Source organism: Zavarzinella formosa DSM 19928 (assembly GCF_000255705.1).
GTDB lineage: Bacteria > Planctomycetota > Planctomycetia > Gemmatales > Gemmataceae > Zavarzinella > Zavarzinella formosa.
This window is the reverse complement of the sequence record NZ_JH636441.1, coordinates 449,464-471,272: the sequence shown is the minus strand read 5'-3', so window position 1 is coordinate 471,272 and position 21,809 is coordinate 449,464. Positions and strand designations below refer to the sequence as shown.

Annotated in this window: 18 protein-coding genes; 9 read left to right on the top strand and 9 right to left on the bottom strand. The window is 57.9% G+C overall.

Annotated elements, in window-relative coordinates; all coding sequences use genetic code 11:
• Positions 1-33 precede the first annotated feature (33 nt).
• The 4 genes from BGIM_RS0118350 to BGIM_RS0118335 all read left to right on the top strand — a co-directional run bounded on the left by BGIM_RS0118350 (position 34) and on the right by BGIM_RS0118335 (position 3,838).
• Positions 34-687 (top strand): RNA polymerase sigma factor, encoded by a 654-nt coding sequence (locus BGIM_RS0118350; protein WP_157369202.1) that lies wholly within the window; start codon positions 34-36, stop codon positions 685-687.
• 16 nt (positions 688-703) lie between these two features.
• Positions 704-1,849, top strand: a complete 1,146-nt coding sequence (locus BGIM_RS51115; RefSeq protein WP_020471199.1) for a serine/threonine-protein kinase — start codon at positions 704-706, stop codon at positions 1,847-1,849.
• Positions 1,850-1,916: 67 nt separating this feature from the next.
• Positions 1,917-2,735: a Uma2 family endonuclease gene (locus BGIM_RS0118340; protein ID WP_020471198.1), complete on the top strand. Its 819-nt coding sequence runs from the start codon at positions 1,917-1,919 to the stop codon at positions 2,733-2,735.
• 26 nt (positions 2,736-2,761) lie between these two features.
• Complete coding sequence (locus BGIM_RS0118335) at positions 2,762-3,838, top strand: hypothetical protein (RefSeq protein WP_020471197.1); 1,077 nt, start codon at positions 2,762-2,764, stop codon at positions 3,836-3,838.
• A gap of 17 nt (positions 3,839-3,855) precedes the next feature.
• On the opposite strand, the gene BGIM_RS0118330 is transcribed toward BGIM_RS0118335, so the two are convergent.
• From BGIM_RS0118330 to BGIM_RS0118320, 3 genes are all read right to left on the bottom strand, one after another.
• Entirely contained in the window at positions 3,856-4,878 is a 1,023-nt protein-coding gene (locus tag BGIM_RS0118330) for a Rieske 2Fe-2S domain-containing protein (RefSeq protein ID WP_020471196.1), read from the bottom strand.
• A gap of 91 nt (positions 4,879-4,969) precedes the next feature.
• Positions 4,970-5,791, bottom strand: coding sequence for a S8 family peptidase (locus BGIM_RS0118325; protein ID WP_020471195.1), 822 nt, complete (start codon positions 5,789-5,791; stop codon positions 4,970-4,972).
• A gap of 12 nt (positions 5,792-5,803) precedes the next feature.
• Complete coding sequence (locus BGIM_RS0118320; RefSeq protein ID WP_020471194.1) at positions 5,804-7,015, bottom strand: response regulator; 1,212 nt, start codon at positions 7,013-7,015, stop codon at positions 5,804-5,806.
• Between the two features lie 402 nt (positions 7,016-7,417).
• On the opposite strand from BGIM_RS0118320, the gene BGIM_RS65920 reads away from it, so the two are divergent.
• A complete protein-coding gene (locus tag BGIM_RS65920) occupies positions 7,418-7,630 on the top strand; it encodes a hypothetical protein (protein ID WP_157369200.1) in 213 nt (70 codons plus the stop codon).
• Positions 7,631-7,699: 69 nt separating this feature from the next.
• On the opposite strand, the gene BGIM_RS0118315 is transcribed toward BGIM_RS65920, so the two are convergent.
• The gene (locus BGIM_RS0118315; protein WP_020471193.1) at positions 7,700-8,680 is read right to left on the bottom strand and encodes a DUF1559 family PulG-like putative transporter; all 981 of its coding nucleotides are present in this window, start codon (positions 8,678-8,680) and stop codon (positions 7,700-7,702) included.
• Positions 8,681-9,181: 501 nt separating this feature from the next.
• Here BGIM_RS0118315 and BGIM_RS0118305 point away from each other — a divergent pair.
• Positions 9,182-9,724: a hypothetical protein gene (locus tag BGIM_RS0118305; protein WP_020471192.1), complete on the top strand. Its 543-nt coding sequence runs from the start codon at positions 9,182-9,184 to the stop codon at positions 9,722-9,724.
• Between the two features lie 78 nt (positions 9,725-9,802).
• Here BGIM_RS0118305 and BGIM_RS0118300 read toward each other — a convergent pair whose 3' ends face one another.
• A complete protein-coding gene (locus tag BGIM_RS0118300; RefSeq protein ID WP_020471191.1) occupies positions 9,803-10,729 on the bottom strand; it encodes a DUF1559 family PulG-like putative transporter in 927 nt (308 codons plus the stop codon).
• A 714-nt stretch (positions 10,730-11,443) separates the two neighbouring features.
• Here BGIM_RS0118300 and BGIM_RS0118285 point away from each other — a divergent pair.
• Positions 11,444-11,965: a hypothetical protein gene (locus tag BGIM_RS0118285; protein ID WP_020471188.1), complete on the top strand. Its 522-nt coding sequence runs from the start codon at positions 11,444-11,446 to the stop codon at positions 11,963-11,965.
• 98 nt (positions 11,966-12,063) lie between these two features.
• On the opposite strand, the gene BGIM_RS0118280 is transcribed toward BGIM_RS0118285, so the two are convergent.
• Entirely contained in the window at positions 12,064-13,170 is a 1,107-nt protein-coding gene (locus BGIM_RS0118280) for a hypothetical protein (protein ID WP_020471187.1), read from the bottom strand.
• A 297-nt stretch (positions 13,171-13,467) separates the two neighbouring features.
• Between BGIM_RS0118280 and BGIM_RS0118275 the strand changes: the two genes are divergently transcribed.
• Together BGIM_RS0118275 and BGIM_RS0118265 are read left to right on the top strand one after the other, a co-directional pair.
• On the top strand, positions 13,468-13,683 hold the full coding sequence (locus BGIM_RS0118275; RefSeq protein WP_020471186.1) for a hypothetical protein: 216 nt from the start codon (positions 13,468-13,470) through the stop codon (positions 13,681-13,683).
• A gap of 296 nt (positions 13,684-13,979) precedes the next feature.
• A complete protein-coding gene (locus tag BGIM_RS0118265; RefSeq protein WP_157369198.1) occupies positions 13,980-17,540 on the top strand; it encodes a hypothetical protein in 3,561 nt (1,186 codons plus the stop codon).
• A gap of 270 nt (positions 17,541-17,810) precedes the next feature.
• Here the strand turns inward: BGIM_RS0118265 and BGIM_RS0118260 are convergent, their stop codons facing one another.
• From BGIM_RS0118260 to BGIM_RS0118250, 3 genes are all read right to left on the bottom strand, one after another.
• Positions 17,811-18,938 carry a tetratricopeptide repeat protein gene (locus tag BGIM_RS0118260; RefSeq protein ID WP_020471183.1) on the bottom strand — a complete coding sequence of 376 codons (1,128 nt, stop codon included), beginning with the start codon at positions 18,936-18,938 and terminating at the stop codon, positions 17,811-17,813.
• A 99-nt stretch (positions 18,939-19,037) separates the two neighbouring features.
• Positions 19,038-20,432 (bottom strand): alkaline phosphatase D family protein, encoded by a 1,395-nt coding sequence (locus BGIM_RS51105; RefSeq protein WP_020471182.1) that lies wholly within the window; start codon positions 20,430-20,432, stop codon positions 19,038-19,040.
• Positions 20,433-20,558: 126 nt separating this feature from the next.
• Positions 20,559-21,755 (bottom strand): iron-containing alcohol dehydrogenase, encoded by a 1,197-nt coding sequence (locus BGIM_RS0118250; RefSeq protein WP_020471181.1) that lies wholly within the window; start codon positions 21,753-21,755, stop codon positions 20,559-20,561.
• Positions 21,756-21,809 lie beyond the last annotated feature (54 nt).

Genomic DNA, 21,809 nt, shown 5'->3' with positions numbered 1-21,809 from the left:
TCATCATCGGATGAAACGTCCGGGGCTTTTTTGATGGCCCGCCGACCCGACGGGAGCAATCGTATGTCCGTTGATGAGTTGAAGACCCGGAGCCTTCATGCGATGGTGGCCCGCCACCAAGAGGGGGACATCCGGGCGATGGATGATCTGATCCGCCGGACGGCCGACCGGTTGGAACGCATCGCCAGCAAGATGTTAAACAATTTTCCGGCGGTGAAGTCCCGCGAGCAAACCGGGGACGTGCTCCAAAACGCCCTCATCCGCCTGACCCGAGCCTTGGAGAAAGTGACCCCGAATAGCGTCCGGGAGTTTTACGCACTGGCGACCGAACAGCTTCGACGGGAACTCCTCGACCTCGCCCGGCGGCATCGCAAACGAGCCGTGACCGAAGGGAACACGGGTTCGCTCCCGAACGACGACAGTTCCCAGGAAAATGATCGAAACCCGGCCGACCGGAACCTGATTACCCCGGAGGAACTGGACCGCTGGCATGATGTTCAAGTCGCCGTCGAGAAACTTCCGGTCCATCTGCGGGAAGTCTTCGGCCTCACGTTCTATCATGGCTGGACGCAAGTTCAGATTGCCGAATTGCTCGCCGTCACCGACCGGCAGGTGCGACGATGGTGGGCAGAGGCGTGCCTGAAGTTGCAAGCCGCCATCGGCGGCGACACTCTTCCCACTCCCTGAACGTCGCCGATTTTCCATGACGCCCGACGAACAACTTGCCCTCCTGCTGGACAACTGGCAGCAAACCACCGAGACCGGCGGCGAGATTTCGCCCGGCGAACTTTGCCGCGACCATCCCGAATTGCTCGCGGAACTGACCCGGCAAATCAACATTCTGCGAAACTTTCAATCCATGATGCCGCCGCCGGGGCCGGCGGCGGAAGTCTCCGTCAAGTCGGCTGCGGAGGTGTTGCCGCCAGGAACCGAGATCGACAGGTATCGCCTGCTCGGAAAACTGGGCGACGGTGGAATGGGCGTTGTTTACCGGGCGACCAGCCATCAATTTCGCGGAGAAGTCGCGGTCAAAATGATGCACCCGGCGGTTGCCGGGGATGTCATCGCCAGAGTGCGGTTTCTTCAGGAGGCGAAGTCACTGACCGGATTTCGACATCCGAATATCGTGACGGTCCTGTCGGTCGGGCAATTCAAATCCAGCCCGTACATCGTGATGGAAATGCTGCGTGGCGAGTCGCTGGATGCCCGGATCAAGTCCGGGGGGAAACTTCCTTCGGCCGAGGTCCGGCGCATCGGCCTCGCCCTCGCCTCCGGGCTGGCGGCCGCCCACGCCCGAGAGTTGATCCACCGGGACATCAAGCCGGGCAACATCTGGATCGAAGCCGAAACGGGCCGGGTCGTGATCCTTGATTTCGGGCTGGTGCGGTTGAAGACCTCCGGTGAGAAACTCACCGGCTCGGCCGAAGTGCTGGGCACCCCGGCCTTCATGGCCCCCGAACAGGCGGTCGGGGGCGTTGTCAATCATCGCTGCGATCTGTTCAGCCTCGGCGCGGTGTTATACGAAGCCGCGACTGGCGTGCGACCCTTTCGCGGCGCCAACACGATGGTGCTGCTCAAGGATGTGGTCAAATACTCGCCCCCAACACCGACAAAACTCGACGGAAACCTGGCCGCCATCATCATGGCCCTGCTCGCCAAAAATCCCGACGACCGCCCGCCGACGGCCGCGAACCTCATCGAATTGCTGGAGGGCCGGGAACAATTGCCGGCCATCGCCCCGGCGAAACCATCGGCGAAAAAGACCGGCCGCCGACTGGTCTTTTTCGGCGGGATCGCCCTCGCCGCCGCACTGGTCCTGTCGCTGGTATTGTGGATGATCTTCCGGTGAATTTCACTTCTCGGTCCGCCGGGGATCTGGGATACTAATGAAGAGACCGCCTGACGGAACCCATCCGATGAGCAGCGCAAACCCAATTGACGCCGATATCGAATACCCCGACGACGACGGGCTTTCCATGTCTGACAGCACCCTCCAGTTTGATTGGATCGCCATCCTGAAGTGGAACGCGGAAGCCTATTTCGCCGCCCGGCCGGATGTGTTCGTGGCGGGAGACCACCTGATCTACCCGGAACGGGGGCATCCCGAAATCCGCATGGCCCCGGATGTGTATGTGGTCTTCGGCCGGCCGAAAACGCATCGGGGAAGCTACAAATTATGGGAAGAAGAAGGCATCTTCCCGCAAGTGGTGATCGAAGTCTGGTCGCCGAGCAACACCGAACCGCAAATGGAACTGAAACGGCAGTTTTACGAGCGGCACGGGGCGCTGGAATATTACCTCTTCCGGCCGGAATTCCCGGCGACGATGGAAGGATGGTTGCGGGAAAACGATCGGCTCATGCCGATCCCGCAAATGAGCGGTTTCAAAAGCCCGCTGTTGAATTTCACATTTCACGTTCAGGGTGGAGAGATCGTGATCGACGGTCACGACGGTCGCCCCCTGCTCCGGCCGGATGAGATTTTCGCCGAACGGGACAAATCGATCCTTCGGGAAGAATCGCAACGTCGCCGGGCCGACACTCTGCGTCGCCGGGCTGAAATCGCCGAAGGACAGAAAGACGACGCCGAGCGGAAAGCCAAAGAGGCCGAGCGGGAAAAGCAAATGGCCGCGAGAGAAGCGGAAATGGCCATCGAAAGGGCCGAGTCGGAGAAGGTCGTAAAAGAACGGCTGGCGGCCAAACTCCGCGAACTCGGCATTGATCCGGACACCGTCTGATCGGTCGGCCATCTTGAGACTCCCCCATGACCGGCGAAGTGGTTTATCTGTTTGCCTTCGACGTGGCCAACGAACTGTTGCCGCCGAAGATTGGGAAGATCCTCGGCAAAGTCCCCGAACCGCTCGACATCCGACGGGACCACACCTCGCCTCGCGACATTCCCCTGCATCGACCTCTTGCCGTCGAACCGGGGACGATGTTCTCCTGCGACGGCCGACCGGTTCGGGTGCAGGTCCGCGTTTACGATATCGGCGTGGTGAGCGTGTTGCTCCGCGTGGCGGTCGAGGCGGAGGCGGTCGAAAAGTTAATCCCCTATCACCGGACTCTGCTTGGCGACGGCCGGGACTTCGGGGCGGCGGCCGGCGAAATCTGTCAGCAAGTCGTGCGGGACATCGCCCCGGCGATTGTCCGCCCGGCGGCGGTTTCAGAACCCGAGGCGTATACGGTATTTTGCCTCACTGATCTCGGCGGGCCAAATGATGTGCCTGCGTGGTTTCAGCAACACCGCGTGGCCGTCGCCGGGCTGCTCTCGGAAACCGAACCAGCTCTCTTGGCCGAATCCCAAATTGCCGAGACTATCCGCCGACAACAATCCTTCGAGAAAACAGACTTGGCGGTGCTGGATTGGGATGCCGCGTTCGTCGTCGATCTTTCGGGATACTACGACGATATCTTGTATGTGCTGGAGTTGGCCAACGTGCAACTGGAGGAATTCCGCGTCATCGACCAATCGCTTGACCGGCAATTTGCGAACGTGTACCACTTGGTCGAACGCCGGCCGGGGTTCAAGTTGAACGCCACCTCGGCCCTGCTCCGGCAATTGCGAAGCCTGAGCATCGACTTTGCGAAACTCACGGATGAGGTTTCCCACATCACCAAGTTTCTGGGCGACTGGTATCTGGCCCGCGTCTACCTGAGCGCCCGCGAACGATTCCACTTGGATCAATGGACGGCGAGCGTGGAGAATCGGCTGGAGAAACTCGACGACTTGTACAGCGTGGTGCGGAGCGAGGTGAACGAACGCCGGATGCTCTGGCTGGAAATCATCATCGTTGTCTTTTTCGCCATCGACATCTGGGGCCTGTTCTTCTGGAAGCACTGACCCCATGTGTCACCACGTCACTCGGCCGCCACCGGCAACGGCCGACGAGATGATTCGGCCTGTCCCCGATAAACTCGGTTAATGCGCTCGCGGTTCAAGACCAGGCATTTGTCGAAACGACTAAGCTTCATCCCGTCGACTCCGGGTTCATGCGAAGCAAGTCCCTTGAGGATCGCCAAATCCATGTCAATTTCCCGGCGAAGGTGCTTCCGCATCAGCCAGCGGAACGGACGGATGCCCCCGGTCGGTCCCGGCCACTTGGATTTGGCATAGGTGAAGGCGGTCACCCGTGTCTTTCCCTCGGTCTCCGGGGTGAAGAACACATACACCCGCCACTTTACCTTCGACTCGCGGCCGGTGTCTGGTTCCACCCAAGAATGATCGTACACCGAATGAACCGGCGAAAACTTCGTCGTCCACTCGTCGCGAAAATGATACTTTCGGCTGATGCCGATCATCCACGAGAGGACCGGCCCGACGGCTTTGGCCGGCCCCAACGTAATCATGTGAACCGTCTCGTTGGTCGAGTCGGTGTGGACCTCCACCTCCGGCATCCGGGCTTTGTCGTATCCGAAGACCATGTGAACTTCAGGCGTGTGTTCGATCTCGCAAAAGTTGTCGAGCGTCAGTTCCAACGGGGCCTCGGCGGAAAAGTCGGCCGACCCCACCCGTGTCCAACCCTCAATGTCGAATTCCGGGAAAGCCGATTCGGAACCGGTCCGTCTGGCCCAGATGTGACCATACTTTTCGCAGGCGTCATAAGTTTTGGCGCAGGCGTGCATCTTGGGCGTTCCGGGGCTTTCGCCCTGCCCGTCGCATGTGAATGTCCAGCCGTGGTAAGCGCAAGTCAGGCGCTCGCCGACGACCCGGCCAAGGCTCAGCCGCATTCGCCGGTGCGGACACGCATCGGCCAAAGCGCCGACTTGGCCGCCGTTCGTCCGAAAGAAAGCAATTTCCTCGCCGCACAATCGAACGGCGACCGGTTTGTGACGCAGGGCCTTTGAGGGCATGATCGGATGCCAATGGTCAATATCGGCCACGATGTGGTCCTTCCTAATGTCCCCAAACTGTCGTGACTTCCCAGATTATGGGAAGAGGCAGGGGCATTTTTAAACCACCATCATTTGATTGTCAACCCGGCGTCTCGGCCTTGCTCTCTTGGGACTGTCTCGCCACGAACATCCAGTACAGAAGTGTTTTGATCTCGAACGGCTTCATTTCCGGCCGCAGAGAGAGCAACCGGGCGGCGATGCCGCTCAGGTGGGGCGTGGCCCAACTTGTCGCCGGTTCACGGGTGAACGGCCCGAGATAGGCCCGGCCATGCGCTTGGAATTCCACGGTTTCCCGCAGGGCGTAAGCGAAATCAAGCGGGTCGGCGAAAAGCCCCTTGTCCACGGAGATCAACGGCGGGGCGAAGGCGGCCGGATAACTCCGCGTCAGCGGATGTTCGTTGTGGGCGGCGGCGAAGACCAGCACATCCCGGTAATAGGCTTCCTCGACTGTCCGCAGTAACTGAGCCCGCTTTGCCGGTTGCTGCAATTTCGCTTCGGGGACGCCGAGCGACAGATTGATGACCTTGCAATTCCACACATCAATGGCGTGCCGGATCGCCCGGATCACGGTGTCCACTTCGCTGGTGCCGGTCGGGCCGAAGACATCCGCCGAGTAGAGAGTCACCCGCGGGGCCATCGTGAGAATGATGTCCGCCACGGTGGTTCCGTGCGGCGAGGATTGATGACCGAGATAGGGAAACGGTTGAGGTTGGTCGTTGCGGAAGATCGCCCCTTGAATGGGGTGCATTTGCGGATGTTTGGCGGCCAGCACCGAACTTTCCACGCCGCCGTCGATCATCGCGACGGCCACACCCTCCCCGGTCGCCCGCGGGTCAAGCAGCAGTCGTTCGGGGGTCAACAGACGAAATATCTCGTCAAACACGGTGGGAGTTCCGTTCACGGGTGCGTCCTCTCACCCGTTCCATTCGCCCGACAATTCGTCGAGCATGTCCCGCACATTCCCGATCAACCGCAGGCAATGCCGGACGGAGGACGATCCGTGCCGCACCGCCAGTTCACGGATGGCCTCGGCCAGTTCCAACGAGGTCTCGCCATCGACCACGCGGTTGGCCGTCCGATTCAAATCGGTCTTCAGTTGATCCATCACCTCATCCGGGAGGCCGGCCGGATTCGCAATGCCGACGGCCGTTTCGCTGGCCTTCAACGCGGATTCCACCGCATTGATCAACAACCGTTGTGTCTGGCGTTCCGCGAGGGCGTTTCGCAGGATCTCCGTGCAAAACTCCGTTGTTCCCGTGAGATGCCGACGATCCTCGGCCGTGAAGCCGCCGGGTTTGTCGAACAACTCAATCACGACATGCGTGCCGTCCGCCACCACAACCGGAGCGGCAAGGAGCATTTCGTGGTTTGTCTCGAAGGGTTGAAGATCGACCGGCCCGAGCGTCGCCAGGTCTTCGCCCATTAGGAGACAGGGTTCGTTCATGCTCAACACGGTGGCCGCGAGCGAACGGCCGAACGGAATGGCCAGCGTGGGAATGGCTTTGCCGTCCGGGGAGAAGGCCAGAAAACGCTCCGTGCCATCCTCGGTGATGTGCCGGCCGACCATCGCCCCGTCGGCCGCTCCGGTAAGGCGAACCAAAAAGCGGAAGAGATGCCGGACGGCTTCCGGCAAGGGCACCGGATCATTGAGGGCCGCCGTGGACTGGACCAGCGGCAGAATCCGGCCAACGGATTCGCGAAATTGCAACAACCCCCGAGTGAACTCCCGCTGATGCTTGGCCGGGGCGATCCGGTCGAGTTGCTTGCGAACGGCCGCGAGAAACGTTTCCCGCGTGAGTTCCTGGTTCTTGTCAAGGTAATCCCGCACGCCCATGCGGAGGGCATCAAGCGGCGTCGCCTGATGGGCGAAACCGGTGACCATGATGGCCACAATATCCGGGTGGAATTCGACGAGGTCTTCAAGAAGTTGCAACCCGTCGGACCCCATGCCGAGGTTCCAATCGAGAATCGCCAGATCCACCGGATTGTCCTGGGCGTGCTTTAGCGCCGCCTCGGCATCCGCAATGGCCACGACATTCACGCCCCACCCGGCCTGGGCAAGCCAGTCGCGGAACGTCCGGCGCACGGGTTCCTCGTCATCGACGATCAGAACAGTCTCGGCCATGGCTTTCTCTAACGATCACGGCAACAATAATTGCAGAACTCGACACATGGATTTGTGATTCTATCGAGGAAAGGCGAAGTCGTCAGAACAGGTCGCAAGGGTGCCGATGAGAAAAGATTTGGATCAAACCAGCCAAGGAAGCAGAAAGCTTGACATGTCATCCAGACACAAGGTCCGGATGAACAAATTATTCATTGAGGCGGGCAATACCGGCAATGAATCACGAGGACATGAAACGGGGAATTCGCCACGACCGGCGTATTCACATCAATTCACGCTTTCCGATGCGAGACTGAAGAGAGTGGGGCAATCGCCGGAATACTCGCATGGGAACACGACGACTCTTTCCCTTTGTTTCACCTATTCTGCTATTTTTTAGCCGGACTAGCCGGATTGTTTGGGTTGGCCGCGCCTGCTGACATGCCCGGCATTCCAGGCATGCTGGAAAGCTTTGCCTTGACAGGCACCAATTCTTGGACCTTCATGGCCTTGTCCGGCGGAACAGGCTCCACTTTGGGGCCACTGCATCCTGCGGAGAGGATTACCAAACCAAGGAGAAACATGGAAGAAGCGACGCGTATAGGAGAGTACATGGATTATTCTCAAAATCAATAAAAAAGGGTGAGAATCGAAATGATCTCACCCAGCCAATTTAGCTTAACACAACCTCCATACCGTCAGAAATTACCAATCCGAACCAAGCGGGGTGCCATCATCAGGACGGATGGCATTTTCCCAAGTGGGTTGGGTAATGCTTGTTCTCACAGAGCGGACGCTGCCATCGAGCAGTCCAACCATGCAGGTAGATGAGTGATTCGCATAGACCCGAGTCCGGTCGGTGGCTTGGGCTTGCGGTATGCCGGACATCGGAGTCAAACTCCAGGCGTTATTGCCGTTCCAGCCATTGGGATAAGTCCATCGGGAGCTATTTCCACCCCATCCGAACACGGCGGAATACTTTCCGTCCCCGGCCCAGTCCCAACCTGGGTAAGCCCACAATTGGCCATGATCAGTGCCAGTAGGCCGACCGGCGTAGGAGTCGGCAAAAGCAATTGTGTTCGAGGTTCCATCCGGAACAGTGCCGACACCAAATTTGCTTCTGTCTTCATTGCCGACATGCGTCTGGCCAAACAATTGATAATTTGCCGCGTAGCTTGTTCCGGCCCAGTCTTGCCCCCGATTACTCGGGTATCCGTTGGTCATCGTCACATCAGACGGACATTGGAATGGCTTGATTGTTTGATAAAGAACTTGGGGTTTGTTCGCAGGCGCGCCGGTGACCGTCCGGTCCCAAGGAGTTGTGTACGGCGTGCCATTGTAAATCGGCGGACTGGCTGGCAGCACTTGCCCGGCGGCAAATAGTGCCGATTGTTCGATGAAAGGCAAGAGGACGTAGTGGATTGATGCCCCGTGGGTTGGAACCTGTTGGATCCCATTCACAGCCGTTGTGATGGGAGGAAGTTCCCCAAAGGTTCCGGCATAGTTTTGAGCGGCAATCCCCAATTGTTTGAGGTTGTTGCTGCACGACATCCGGTTCGCGGCCTCACGAATTTTCTGGACAGCGGGCAGCAACAGCCCGATCAGAATCGCGATGATGGCGATCACCACCAGCAGTTCAATGAGCGTAAACCCTTTGCGGTTACGCCGATGCAACACCATGGACATGGAGAATCTCCTGAGAGAGACATGGAAGAAAAACGTAAAAAAATAGATGGGCTGAGAGTTGGCTGCGTCATGAATGCGTGAATACCCGTTTAGGGTGAACACCATGAATATTGGCTCGGATTACGAGAGATTAAATCGATTGATCTGAATCGTAATCGACAAAAACCAAAAGCAAGTTTTACAGACATGACGTGTGGCGTCTCTTTGTTACACCGTAATCCCGTTCAAAAACAATGTCAATGAAATTTTATCCGGAATTTTGAAACCCTTCAGTTTCCCGTGGCAATCAATCAATTGGCACTCAAAATCGCGATTGCAACTCCAGATTTATCCCAGAATGGAATTCAGTTTGCGTCTCGAAATGATATTGCCAACATACTGCCAAGAGGCAGATGCTTGGGCCGAGCGAATTGTGCGTGGAAGTTCGAGAATTTGATCCGGGAACCATATCCCGGTCGGGCCAGAAATGGTCAAGCACTGGAAGGGATGTGACGGGCGGCGATGAAAGTCGAGGAGAGTCGACGTTTGAACTCTTGGAAAAAGCGAGGGAAGGACCACATTTCTCTTTCCCCACTCCGACGATGGCCATTTGGCCTCTTCAACGATTATTCAACCACCACTCACTTTCCCGGCAGCTTGGTGTTTGTAACCCCTGTTAATTTGACCGCCGGAGCTCCCATCTTGCTGCTATTAGATGGATGGGGAGAAAATCCCCATCCGTTCGCCAAAGATCACTGCGTGCGAGGTGCCATCCGTAAAGTTGCACACAATGTTCGCGTTTCGATTGCAATTGGCATTATTCGGGTCATTGCCGGTGTTGGCGCCGGGACCACCAAACTCCATTTCCCCCATTTTGTGGCTTACCGGGGAGGAATCGGCGAATTCTTATACGGCCGGGGTTTCGATGTCTTGGCGGTGCTGGGGTCCGGCGCCGCCACCCCGGAGGGGGCCGGGGGCGGTGAGTTCCCGCAACCCGCCATCAGGGAGAACAGAAAAGCCGCCGCGATTGGACGTATGATTTGCCTGGAAACAATCATGGGATGACACCTTGAGGGAGAGAAGAAAACGGGCGAGGCACGTCCTCGTTCTCGCCCCTTGTGCCGGCCAGCCGGAAAATCCGGCTTACCAGTCGCTGCCCAGCACCGCTCCGTCGTTGGGCAGAATCGCGCCCAGCCAAGTCGTCTGTGACACGCCACTGCTCACCCCCCGGACACTCCCGTCCATAATCAAAACATTGATGGTGGCATGCAGCGCCTGGGGGCGGGCCCGGTCGCACTTTTTCATTCCGGGGCTGAGGCCAAACTGCGGAGGAAGATTCCATGTGCTGTCACCGGTGGACAAGGCGATCTCGGGATTCCACGACTGGTCGTCCCAAGTCACCGTCCAGAGACGGGCATAACCGGCGCTGATGGCCGGGGCGCCGCTGTTGGTCGAATCGCAACCAGCCATTTGTTCGGCGGCTCCGACCGTGTTCGACGTGCCGTCCGGAATGGTGCCGACGGTGAAGGACGACACCCGGTTGTTGTTGCTGGTCCACATGTTTCCAAACAAGCTGGCGTTGGGCGAGTAACTGGTTCCGGCCCAACCAGAATTCGTGTAAGGGCAGCCATTCGAGAGGGTCGAATCGGACGGGCAGCCGAACCCCTTCATGTTGATGTTCTGGATGGTCCCTGTCGAAACCGGCGCGGAATAACTGTTGGTGGTGGCGTTGGTGATGCAGTAATTGAGACCGGCTTGATAAACCGCGTCCTGCTCGATGTAGGGCAACAGGCTGAAGTGCCACCACCCGCCGTAGTTGAACGTGGGCGATCCGGTGACGGTGTACTGGGTTCGCAGCGGCGGGAGAACTCCGTTCGTGTCGTTGTAATTGTGAACGGCCAGGCCAATTTGTTTCAATTGGTTGGAACACTTCATGCGATTCGCGGCCTCGCGAATCTTCTGCACGGCGGGCAAGAGCAGCCCGATGAGGATGGCGATGATCGCGATCACCACCAGCAACTCGATGAGGGTGAAGGCGCGACGGCCACGGCGTGGCAATGCATTCATCATGTTGAGAGACTCCAAAAAACAGCCAGACATCCGAAAAATGGATGAAGAGTGGAAACCAACAGCCGACTCATCGTTCATCATTGAACGATCGACGACCATTGAAAGGGCGTTTCAATTGGCGGACAATGATAATGAGGACATGCCGGACGAACACCAGGCGGGAAAGCTGTCAATTAACAGGATGCTTGCTTGTTGTCAGGCCACAAAAAATAGCGTCAAGACACGATTATCTTACGCCTTCTCAAAACCGCATATCAACTAAAAATATTCTCATCACTTGTCTGATTTAAAGTGATGTCGTCTCCGTCAGGAGAAAAAATGCCCGGCCCGTTTTGGGTGAAAAAATCGGACCGCCCCGCTGAAATCATACACACCGGGTCAATATGGCAATGCGTTTGAATCCGGTGTCACATCACATGATTAGACTGTTTTCACGGAGCCACTAATTCAAAGGCTTGATGAATATGTCTGATTTGTTATTCTTCATGTCAGATTGTTCCAAATGATCAATGAATTCTCGACGAGCATGCGGGGCAAACAAAAGGCATGATGGGCCGCAAAATTGGATTTGGAAAATTTGCAGCCGACCTGTTCGCTTGATGAACCCGGCACGGGGGGAATCGTTCATCATATCACCGACGTCAGCGCCCACCGATTGGGGGTAGGCTGTATTCTCAAATTCCAAATGATCTGGCCTCATCCGGAGAACAACACATGGGCGGACCACGCAGCGGAAACCGGCTTGGACGGGATCGAAAAGCCACCGTCGAAGAATCTCTTACCCTCTCCGTGCGGGTATTCACCCGGCGGTTGTCTCACCTTGCGGCCGGGAAAATCTCCTGGCCTTCGCACGAGGGTGAAGAAATTTCCCTCCGATTTCTCATCAACCGACGATGTGAATTCCCGACCATTACCCTATCCGGCCGATTGGGCAACATCGAAAACGCACGGCAGACATTTTGCCTGCAAGCCACCGCGACGCCATTTGGCGGTCAACGCTGGTGGTTCACTTGTCCGCTTATCATTGCCGGCATCCCCTGTGGTCGGCGAGTTGGCAAACTACACCTGCCGCCCGGCGAACGGTACTTCGGGTGCCGTCATTGCCACCTGTTGACGTACCAAAGCTCCCAAGAAGCACATCAATTCGACCGACTATCCGTTCGCCTCGCCATGAATTCGGGATGCAACCTCCAAGACGTCCAAATGCTATTCATGAAGCTTCGATCCGATGGCTGACCTCTCGGCCGATGAGATCTGATGCTGTCCGGTGATTTCAGGTTTTATCGATGAATTCGCGTGAATTAGCGGCTGTTTCGGACTTGTCTTTCGCATCCTCACCCGTGGCTGCGCAAAATCGCCACGACCAAGGCCAACACACCAATGGGTATCAATCCGAGTTCCGGGAATTTGGCGTAGTACCGCACCAAGGGGACGCAAAATTCCCGCCAAGGGCCTTTCGCATTGCGGGATTGAATGTCTTCCCTCAACTCGCGGTAGTAATTGGCCAGCCGATAGTGGGCGGCCCGGAAATCTTTGGCCAAGCGTTCGCGTTGACTGGGTAGAAGATTTCGGAAGGTGTCGATCATCAAACGTTGGCGGGCGATGGTTGCCAGCAGATGGCCGGGTTCGTTGACGCCGCCGATGAGGTCGTCCACCGTCCGCAGCAGTGGTTTCAAATCGGCGAGGCAGGCGATCAGGCCAACCGCGTCTTCGGGCTTGGTGAACGTGTGTTCGTGATTCGTGAAATACGGATGGGCACGGTCGCAAATCTTCAACACCCGGCGAATCCGCACGGCATCGGCATATCGTTCCCGGCGACGGCTTGGGGGCCGGTTGGATTTGGGGTGGCGATTCCCCCGGCGCTGGGTCGGCGTTTCCTCGGGGAGCACAATCGCCGGAGGCAATTCCTCGGCCAGTTTGGTCCGTCGCTTCGGGACAGGCAGAGGGGGCGGTTCGGGGATCAGTTCAAGAACTGGTTCGAGAATCGGCTCCAGCAATATCGGCGGCTCTTCTTCGTTGTCCGATTCATCCTCGATATCGGGCAACAGGATGGCGACCGGCAAATTCGGCAGGTCATCCTCGGGGACAAGCGTTGCCTCCGGAACCGGGATGTCCGCGTAGGCGGCCTTGAGAACCTCGTCCACGGAAACGATCTGGACATCCTCGACAACGGTGTCCACCCCCAGTTTTTGATCGTAAGCCCGGCGAGCCTCCGGCGAGGTGAGGCAATCCAGCGCGCGGGCCAGCATGGACATGCCTTCGGTCGCCTCGTCCGGATGCGGAAGCTGATAGCGTCGCAGCAGTTCCAGACGTTCGAGAATACGGGCTTCAATCTCGGCGGCGTTTCCCTCGCCCGGCGGCAGGCCGATCAACGTGTAGTGGTCGGGCGGCCAAGGGCCGTCTGGCAGCTTTAACCACCGTTGAATCTTGTCCCGGTACATGGGGGTTTTGAAAGCGGTATTGGAACCGTCAGTTTACACGATTCGCCATCGGATGGCTTTGACGGGTGATATTTGAGTTGGGAACTTGGGAAACGGGAATTGGGAACTCAGGTTCTCATTTCGCTTCAAAGCCCGCAAATTTGATCAGGATTCGCTTCAAAACAGACCGAAAATCATGCCAATTCCCCGATCTTGTCCAGATGGCGCGGAAATTGCTTCTTCACTGTCATATTCCCCGGTCAAGGAGTCTTCGACCAGGAGAACCCACGATCACTTCCTCTCCGTTAAGAGGCCACTATGAGCGACAGCATGATGATTGATGATCGATATACGCCAGCCGCCGTCGAACTTGCGGTGGAAACGGAAGGCACGGAAGAATTGTTGGTGACCGACGACCGTGGAAGCCTGTCTCCTGCCGAAATGATCGAGCGCAAACTTGGCCATCTGTTGAAAAACGGTTCCCTGCCCATCAGCCATTTGCGGGTGGGCCGCCGGACCATCCGATCTCGTTAACCTGGCCAACTCCCTGCTCGTTGTTTGCCAGCGCATTTCGTTTCCCCGGCGGGCACCCTCTCGCCGGGGAACGAAAAATCCCGTCTCTCAAAATCAATTCTCGAATTCGCTTCCAAATCCCATCCTCTCAAAATCCGTTTTGAAAAACTCGGCTTGTGCCGTTTTCCCAACCGCGCTACACTTCTCCCTTGCTGACGACCGGCATTGCAAGGATGCACCGGGCCGGGGGCCATCGGTATGTCTGTTGCCGGGCGATTGTTTTTCGCGGCCCCCGAGCCTTTTCGGCGTGAACCACCGTGGCAGACAACGAGAAACCGGCCAAGCCTGCATCTTCCTCCACTCCCTTGCCGTGGCTGATGCTCACGGGCCTTCTGGGGGTGTTTGCCGTTGGCAATCCCACATCGACTAACAAGAAAACAGACGACAAGAAAGACGTCGATCCTCCCTTTCGCATCGCCGCGGATGATCCGCTGAAGCCCGTCTTTGATTTCCACAAGACGCACGATCACACACTCTCCCCCGCCGAAGAACTCAAGCGGATGATCCACGGCTATCAGACGGAGTTTCTGATTGCCACCGTGCCGGACCCGATCGACTCGCCGCACGCGCCGGCCTTCGATCAGGTGGTGGATTCCATCCAGCGGGCCGTCGAGAAGAAAGACGGCTACATCCTCGACCGTTGCTGGCTGCCGTGGGAACTGGACCGCAAAGCGAAGCCCAAGGATGTAAAAGCCGACGACGACAAAGCGAAAGCCCCGGAAAAGCCGACCAACCGGGAAACCAATCCCGGCGTGCTGCTGCTGCGGCATGGAAAAGACGAATCAAAGGGCATCACGCGGCCGGGTTTGTGCGTGGTGTTTCTTGTGGGCGAGACGCCGATGGCGGGCGTCCACAAACAGGCGTTTCACAAGGCGCTTCGCATCATGGCCGACGTGGGCCATCCGGAGAGCGAACCAGTCAAAGTGATCGGCCCGTATTTCACCGGGTCGCAAACGTCGCTTCAATTTGTGATCGGGGATTGGTGGGCGCTTTCCAATACCCCGTATTACAACTGCCCTCAGTACAAGTTCTCGATCATCACCGGCAACGCTCCGGGGGTGCGAAACAAAGAGTTTTTCGGCTACGAGCAAAACAAATCGCACTTCCCCGATTGGAAGCCGGACGGCGTGGAGTTTTCCTCCACGGTGATTCCGACCAAGATCGCCCTCAACGGGATGCTTCGTTATCTCACACGGCGCGATGGCAGCCGCAGCACCGACCCCATCGGCGGCGATCTCTCGCTGTTGCCGGGCAAAGTGGCATTGCTGACAGAATCAAACACCCCGTTCGGCAAAGCCGTCGCCGGGATGCGGCAAGATCAGGTGATTATGTTGCCGTTCCCCATGCACATTTCACGGGTGAAAAGCGAATCGACGCAGGCATTTAAAAAGAAGGATGAAAAAGCGGGAATCGCCAACGACGACCCGCTGACGGTGTCCATCGCGGATGACCAGCCTTCCAGCGAAGGCGTTCCCTCCCAAGGAGGATCGACGACATCGGCCGTGAACGGGCGGGTGTTGTCGAACATTCTGGCCAGCATCTCAAGGGAGCATTGCCGCTATGTGGGGTTGATTGCCTCGGACACACGGGACAAGCTCTTTCTCATCCGCCTGATCCGGGAATACTGCCCGGATGTTCGCATCTTCCTGATTGGCGGCGACCTGCTGCTGACACATCCTGATTATCGTTACCATTGCCGGGGCGTGATCGTCGGCTCGACCTATCCGCTGACGCCTCAGAACCAGCGCTGGGTGGACGGGGAAGCCAAGGACCGCATCTTATTCCCGAACGGTGGAGCGCAGGGGTATTACAACGCCACGCTGATGCACCTTGGCCAGAGCGAGCAATTGCTGGAATACCGAGCGCCCTCGTTTGCCTTGCAAGAGGCCGACACGCCCGCCATCGCGGACGACCGGCCGCCGATGTGGATTAGCATGGTGGCGCCGAACGGCTCCCTCGTGCCGCTACACCTGTACACGGCTTACGAGGACAAGGGAGAATATGTCGCCAAGCGGAAACACTCGGATGCAGATCGCAACAGCATTGAGATGTCCGGCATCGACTATCCCGGTTCAATGCTGCCAGTCGGCATCGCCCTCGGCGTCGCCTGGGGTTATTTGATCTGGCTCGGCTGGTCCAATCCGTACACCCGCTTGTTCTGGCGCGGTGGTTCCAAGATGAAACTTCCCGATCTCGCCTATCGGAACATCATCATCGGCGGGCAGGTTCTCCTCAGCGGGCCGGTGATCTGCGCCGTCTGGACCCATGCGGAATGCCGTCGTTGGGAATCTTGGTGGTCAACGGGATTGCTGGCCGTGGTCTCACTGTTGTCGGCCATGCTGGTCGGCGCGATGGTGAAGCCGCTGGTTCGCCGGGGCTTGGGCAAGTTGATTCGCGGGCAGGCATTGCCGGGCGAATCGGCCGTGCTGCGGATCGGGCCGCCGATCACCCGTGGCGAGATTGCCACATGGGTGATTCTCAACGGCATGGTTTATCTGCTGGCCGTCGGCGGGCTGGGAATGTTCGTCGGCCGGTTTGCCTTTGCCCGCGATTTCACCGGGCGGGTGCTGTTCTTCCTGCGGGCGACCGATCTGGCCTCCGGGGTGTCCCCGTTTGTGCCACTGAGTTTCGTCTGCCTGTCGTTTGGTTGCTGGGCGTTCTTCCAATTGAAGCGAAGCCACATTGAGGAGCGTTACCATGTGCCGAACCCGTATCCGGATGCGGACCCCTTCTCCGCCGTCTGCCGGGCTGACGAGGCCCTGCGGGATGAAGTGAGCCACGAAGCGGTGGCGATGAAGCACGGCCCCGCGCTGGCCGGAGCGATCATCATCCTGACCGGCTATTTCATCGCCGTGTGGCTGCAAGCCCTTCCCACCGTGGAAGGCTGGATGTGGGACTGGCTGTTCTTCCTGGGTTTCGGAACATTGTTCCTGCTCTCGGCCACCACTCTGATCCGGCTTTATTACATGTGGCAGCATGTCAAAGGCTTGCTGACGACCATCGCCACGCTCCCGACGATGCGGGCGTTTGGCAAACTCCCCGCCAAGGTGGCCGAGGTGTTCGGGAAATATCTCACGACGCAGAAGCCCGAACTGGCCCACCTGCAATACCCGGCCCATCAACTGCGGTTGATGATCGAGGCCGCCAAGGCGGACACCTCCGGCCCGGAAGCTTTGCGAGATTTGGAACCAGTCTCAAATGAACTGGACGCTCTGCTTGCCAAACACCTGACGCACGGAACTTCCCGTCGGGACATGCACCGGGCCGAACGGCAGGCCCGCCAGATGCTCACGCAAGCGGCCGGGGCCTGTCTGAAAGTCATCACGCCCTATGGCAAGCATCTGAGCGTGGATGAAGCTTTCGGCGGCGAAACGACGAGCAAAGACCCGAAAAAACCGGAGACGCCGACCCCCGACTGGCTCAACCTCGCGGAATCGGTGGCGGCGACGCAAGTGGTCGTTTACATCTCGCAGTTCTTCGTTCAACTGCGGAACCTGGTGTGGGCCGCCATTGTCACGTCTTCCCTGCTGTTGCTGGCAGCGACGAGTTACCCGTTCAACCCCGAAAAGCTGCTGCTCTACGGCCTGATCGTTCTGAGCGGAACCGGCATTGCGGGCGTGCTTTACGTGCTGATTGAAATGAACCGCGAAGACTTGATTAGCCGGGTGACCAAATCGACGCCGGGCCGGTTCTCACTGGACAGCGGGTTCATCGGTTCGTTCATGACCTACATCGTCCCCGCCGCCGGGGTGGCCGCCGCCCAACTGTCGGGAAGCCTCGGAGTGGTGCTGGAACCGTTGCTGAGGGCAATGAAATGACCGGATCAAACTGAACACATTGGACACACTAAAAAGAAAAAGGGAGAGAGCCTCAAATGCTCTCTCCCTTTTTTAATAATGCAATCGATCCAATCGATTTAAGTTTTTATGCAATAAGACTTAATGAAAAATCAAGCGGCGAGATTTCCCACTGATTCCAAGAGCCCCACTGCGTCAGCGGTGGGGGTGGCTGTCACATACTGAAAACCACCCCCACCGCTGACGCAGTGGGGCTCTTGGAATCACGCACAAGATGTCTGTTGATTTGCATCAAGGAATAACAAACATCTCGGCCGGGCTTGCCCCGCGTCCGGCGGCTTTGGCCTTGAGGAGATGCGGCTTGGCGACATCCTTCTTGCCGTCGAACCAGAGTTGATGGCCGAGCAAGAAGCTCAGGCTGGCGTCGTCCGGATATTGAATCAACGCTCCGCGAAGTTGGTTCATGTGTTCGTCGAACTGTTCCGGTTGCTTGCCGTAAAGATTCCGCGGCTCGAACTTCGCGGCCGACCAATCCCCCTTGAGGGTCATTCCCGCCGAGATGCTGGCGACCGCTTCCCGGTACTTGCCAACGGCAAACTGAGTCTGGGCCAACAAATAGTAGGTGACCGGATCATTCGGGTTGTGCCCGGCGGCTTTGCGGAAGAGTTCCATCGCCCGGCCATACTCGCCCGAACCGAAGGCAATCCGGCCGGACTCGACCGCCTTGCGGGCCAATTCGACGCCAGCTAGTTTGTCAGCCACCTTGGGCGCTTCGGCCTTCGGCGCGGGTTCAACGGGCGCTTTGGCCACTTCTTCCTTCGGCGGCTTCCCCACTTTCGGAATGGCCGCCACCTTGGGAGCTTCGGCCTTCTCGGGCGGTTTCACATCGGCCGGAATCGCCAGCCCGCCGCCAAACTTCTGCGGCATTAGAGGAACATTGTTGTTGTTGTTGTTATTGAAGGCATTGTTGTTCCCGCCGAAACCAATGCCATTCCCGCCGCCAAAGCCAATGCCGTTCCCGCCGTTGAGTCCGGCGAGATTGACGGCCGGGAACCCGTTGTTCTGAACCTGCCCCGGTTGCTGGATGATAATCGGTTGCTGGATAACGACTTGGGCCGGTTGTTGGAACCCCTGAAATTGGTAGGGCGAGTATCCGGCAAACGAGAAATTCGAGTAATTGAGATTGTAGTAAGGGTTGTAATACGGGTTATAGGCCCCGTAAGCGTTCAGGTAATACGGGAGCGTCCCGTAATAAGGCCGGAAGCCTTGGGACACGGAAACGAACGGGCCGAATTGTTGCCGATAGGCGTAAGCCTGCCCGTATGGCGTGTTCCGATAGATGTAATTGAAATACTGGGCGTGAGATGCAGCGGGAACCAGCATCAGGGTTAGCAGGGCGGCTAGCAACAATCGCTTCATGGTTCCTGTCCTTGTCAGTCGGTCGTCACATTAAAAATTATCCGTCAAATAGAGAACACCCACAAGGGCAGGACGTTGGGGGAAGCACGACTTGCCCGGTTATTCAAGGATTTCCAGTTGTTTTTCCTCATCTACCACGATTTGCAGGGTTCCGTTGAATTCGCCCACCGTGCCGGTTACTCGTATTACCTTGTTGGCGAAGGTCTCTTTCGTGGCCTTTTCGTATTTCCCGGTCAGGGCTTTTGTGCTTAGCACGATGGTGAAATTCAGTTCGTCGCTCCGATTCTTCTCGGAGTTCAAGAAAATCCGGGTCTTGGACGAACCGGTCGCCTGAACTTTCATTTCAACGACAACCTTCTCCCCTTTCTTCTTGAGGGCATCTCTCGGCGAGATGGCCCCCTCCTTTGGCTTCACCGGCAATTCGGCGACGGCCGGGCCGGGTTTGAGCAGGTGGAGGGGAAGCGTGTCCTTGATCGCAATCTCCCCTTCTTCGTCCCGCACTTGCAACGAAATCCGGGGGCTTGGGGTCGCCATCCAGTCGATGGTCACCAATCCAAAGTTGTTGCCGTGAGGCATCGCGGCCACCAGATGGCTGTTCTTCTCGACGGCCCGCCAGCCCTGAAACCCCTGATTGAACCCGCTGGAGGTGATGTCGTACAACGGGTAGCCAATCCCCTTGGGCAGCATTGAAATCTCGGCCAAATGTCGGTCGCCGCTCAGAACGATGACGCCCCCGGCGTTGGCATCCCGGATGACCTTGAACAACTTTTCTCGCTCGGCCGGGATGTTCATCCACTTCTCAAACGGATGATCTTCGGAAACCACCTGCACGCTGGAGCCAAGCAACCGAATCTCGGCGGGTTGCTTGAGTTGAGCCTCCAGCCACTTCCATTGTTCCTCCCCGAGGAACGTGGCGCCCGGATCGGTGTTCGGCACATACGGCAGGCCCCGCATACCGGGCAATGGCGCTGTGCCCTTCTTCAACTTGCTGCGGAAATAGCGTGTGTCCAGCAGAATGACTTGAACCCGCTTTCCCTCGGGGCCGAATGTCTTCGCGTGGTAGACACCCTTTTGGGTTCTTCGGGGATCATCCTTGGGGACATTGAAGAAGTCGAGAAAGATCGTCTGAGATTCGTCCTTGTGCTTGTACTCTTCGCCGATGTCGTTCTTGCCGTAATCGTGATCGTCCCAAGTGGCCATGATGGGACAGGTCTTGTTGATCTTCACCCACCCCGGCACGGCGGCGAGCTTTTGATACTTGATCTTCATCGACTCCATTTCCGTCACCCCTTTTTCGGGCTTGAGATCGGCGTAGATGTTGTCGCCCAAGGCGATAAAGAGTTCCGGCTTGAGATCGGCGAGCTTTTCAAAGATCGGCAACGGCCGGTCTTGGTCCGCGCAGGAACCAAAGGCGATCCGGGTCAGCGGCTTTTCTTCGGCCAACGCCGGGATGGCCGAGGCCAGCATCAAGAGAGCGAACAGCGGACGAATCATGTCGGGATCTCTCAACAAGATGAAATCAAAACCAAGACATTTTTAACCACGGATCGAACACGGATGAGACACAGATTTGAACATGAGAACCTGATTAAACCCAAAGGCGATCTCTAGCGACGGGGCTTACCAAGCCGCACGGAAGACTTCCTCAATCTCCGCAACCGTGGGATATCTGGGATTTACCCGCATCAGGCGTTTGGCGGAGAAGGCTTTTTCGGCGAAGGGTTGGAGTTGGTCTTCCGTCACCCGAATGTCGCGGAGGCGGGTGGGAATGCCGATGTCTTTTTTCAGTTGTTCGACGGCCTTGATGGCCGTCTCGGCGGCTTGGGCTTCGCCTTGGCCGGTGGTGTCAGTCCCCAAGAAACGGGCAATCTCGGCGAACGCGGCCGCCCGTTGCGGGAGGTTGTAACGCATCACGAAGGGAAGCAGCAGGCCGTTGCCTTCGCCGTGGGAGCAATGCACGGCCGCCCCGACCGGGTATTCCATCGCGTGGACAAGGGCCACCCCGGCGTTGCTGAACGCCAGCCCTCCGAGGGTTCCGGCGAGGGCCATGCCGTCACGGGCTTCGAGGTCGTTTGCGTCCTTCACGGCCCGCCGCAGGAATTGGCCGGTCAGCACGATGGCCTTCTCGGCACACATATCCGCGAAGAAATTCTTCCCCTGATAAACCGAGACTTCGCCCGGTGGTAACGGGTACGTTGCGTTATCGACGGCCGAATAAGCTTCGATGGCGTGCGTCAGGGCGTCGATCCCGCTGTCGGCGGTCACTTTCGGGGGACAACTGATCGTCAGCATCGGATCAACGATGGCGGCCGCCGGTCGCAGGTAATAGCTGAGGCAGCTTACCTTGAGTTGAATCTCGGTGTTCGTGAACACGGCCGCTTGGGAAACTTCGCTTCCGGTTCCAGCCGTCGTGGGGATGCAGACCAGCGGCATGATCGGGCCGGGGACTTTGTTCTCGCCGACATAATCAAGCGGGTCGCCACCGTGGCCCAACACCACGGCAGCCAGTTTGGCGGCATCCATGTTGCTGCCACCGCCGAGGCCGATGATGCAATCCGGCTTGAAGGCACGGGCGGCGGCGATGCCGCTTCGCACCATCGCCAGCGAAGGTTCCGGTTCCCCGCCATCGAACACGCACGTTTCCCGGCCGGCGGCCTCGACCACTTGGGCGGTGATGCCAATCTTACCGAGAATCTTGTCCGTAAGGATGAAGACCCGCTTGGCGTTCAGGCGATCCAAGATCGTCCCGAGTTCGCGGACGGCGTTTCGGCCAAAGAGAAGATTGCCGGACGAACGGAAGGTGAACGTGGTTCGCATGAGATCCCTCAAGGGAAGAGATGCCGATAGACTATCATCAAGGCGAGGCTTCAA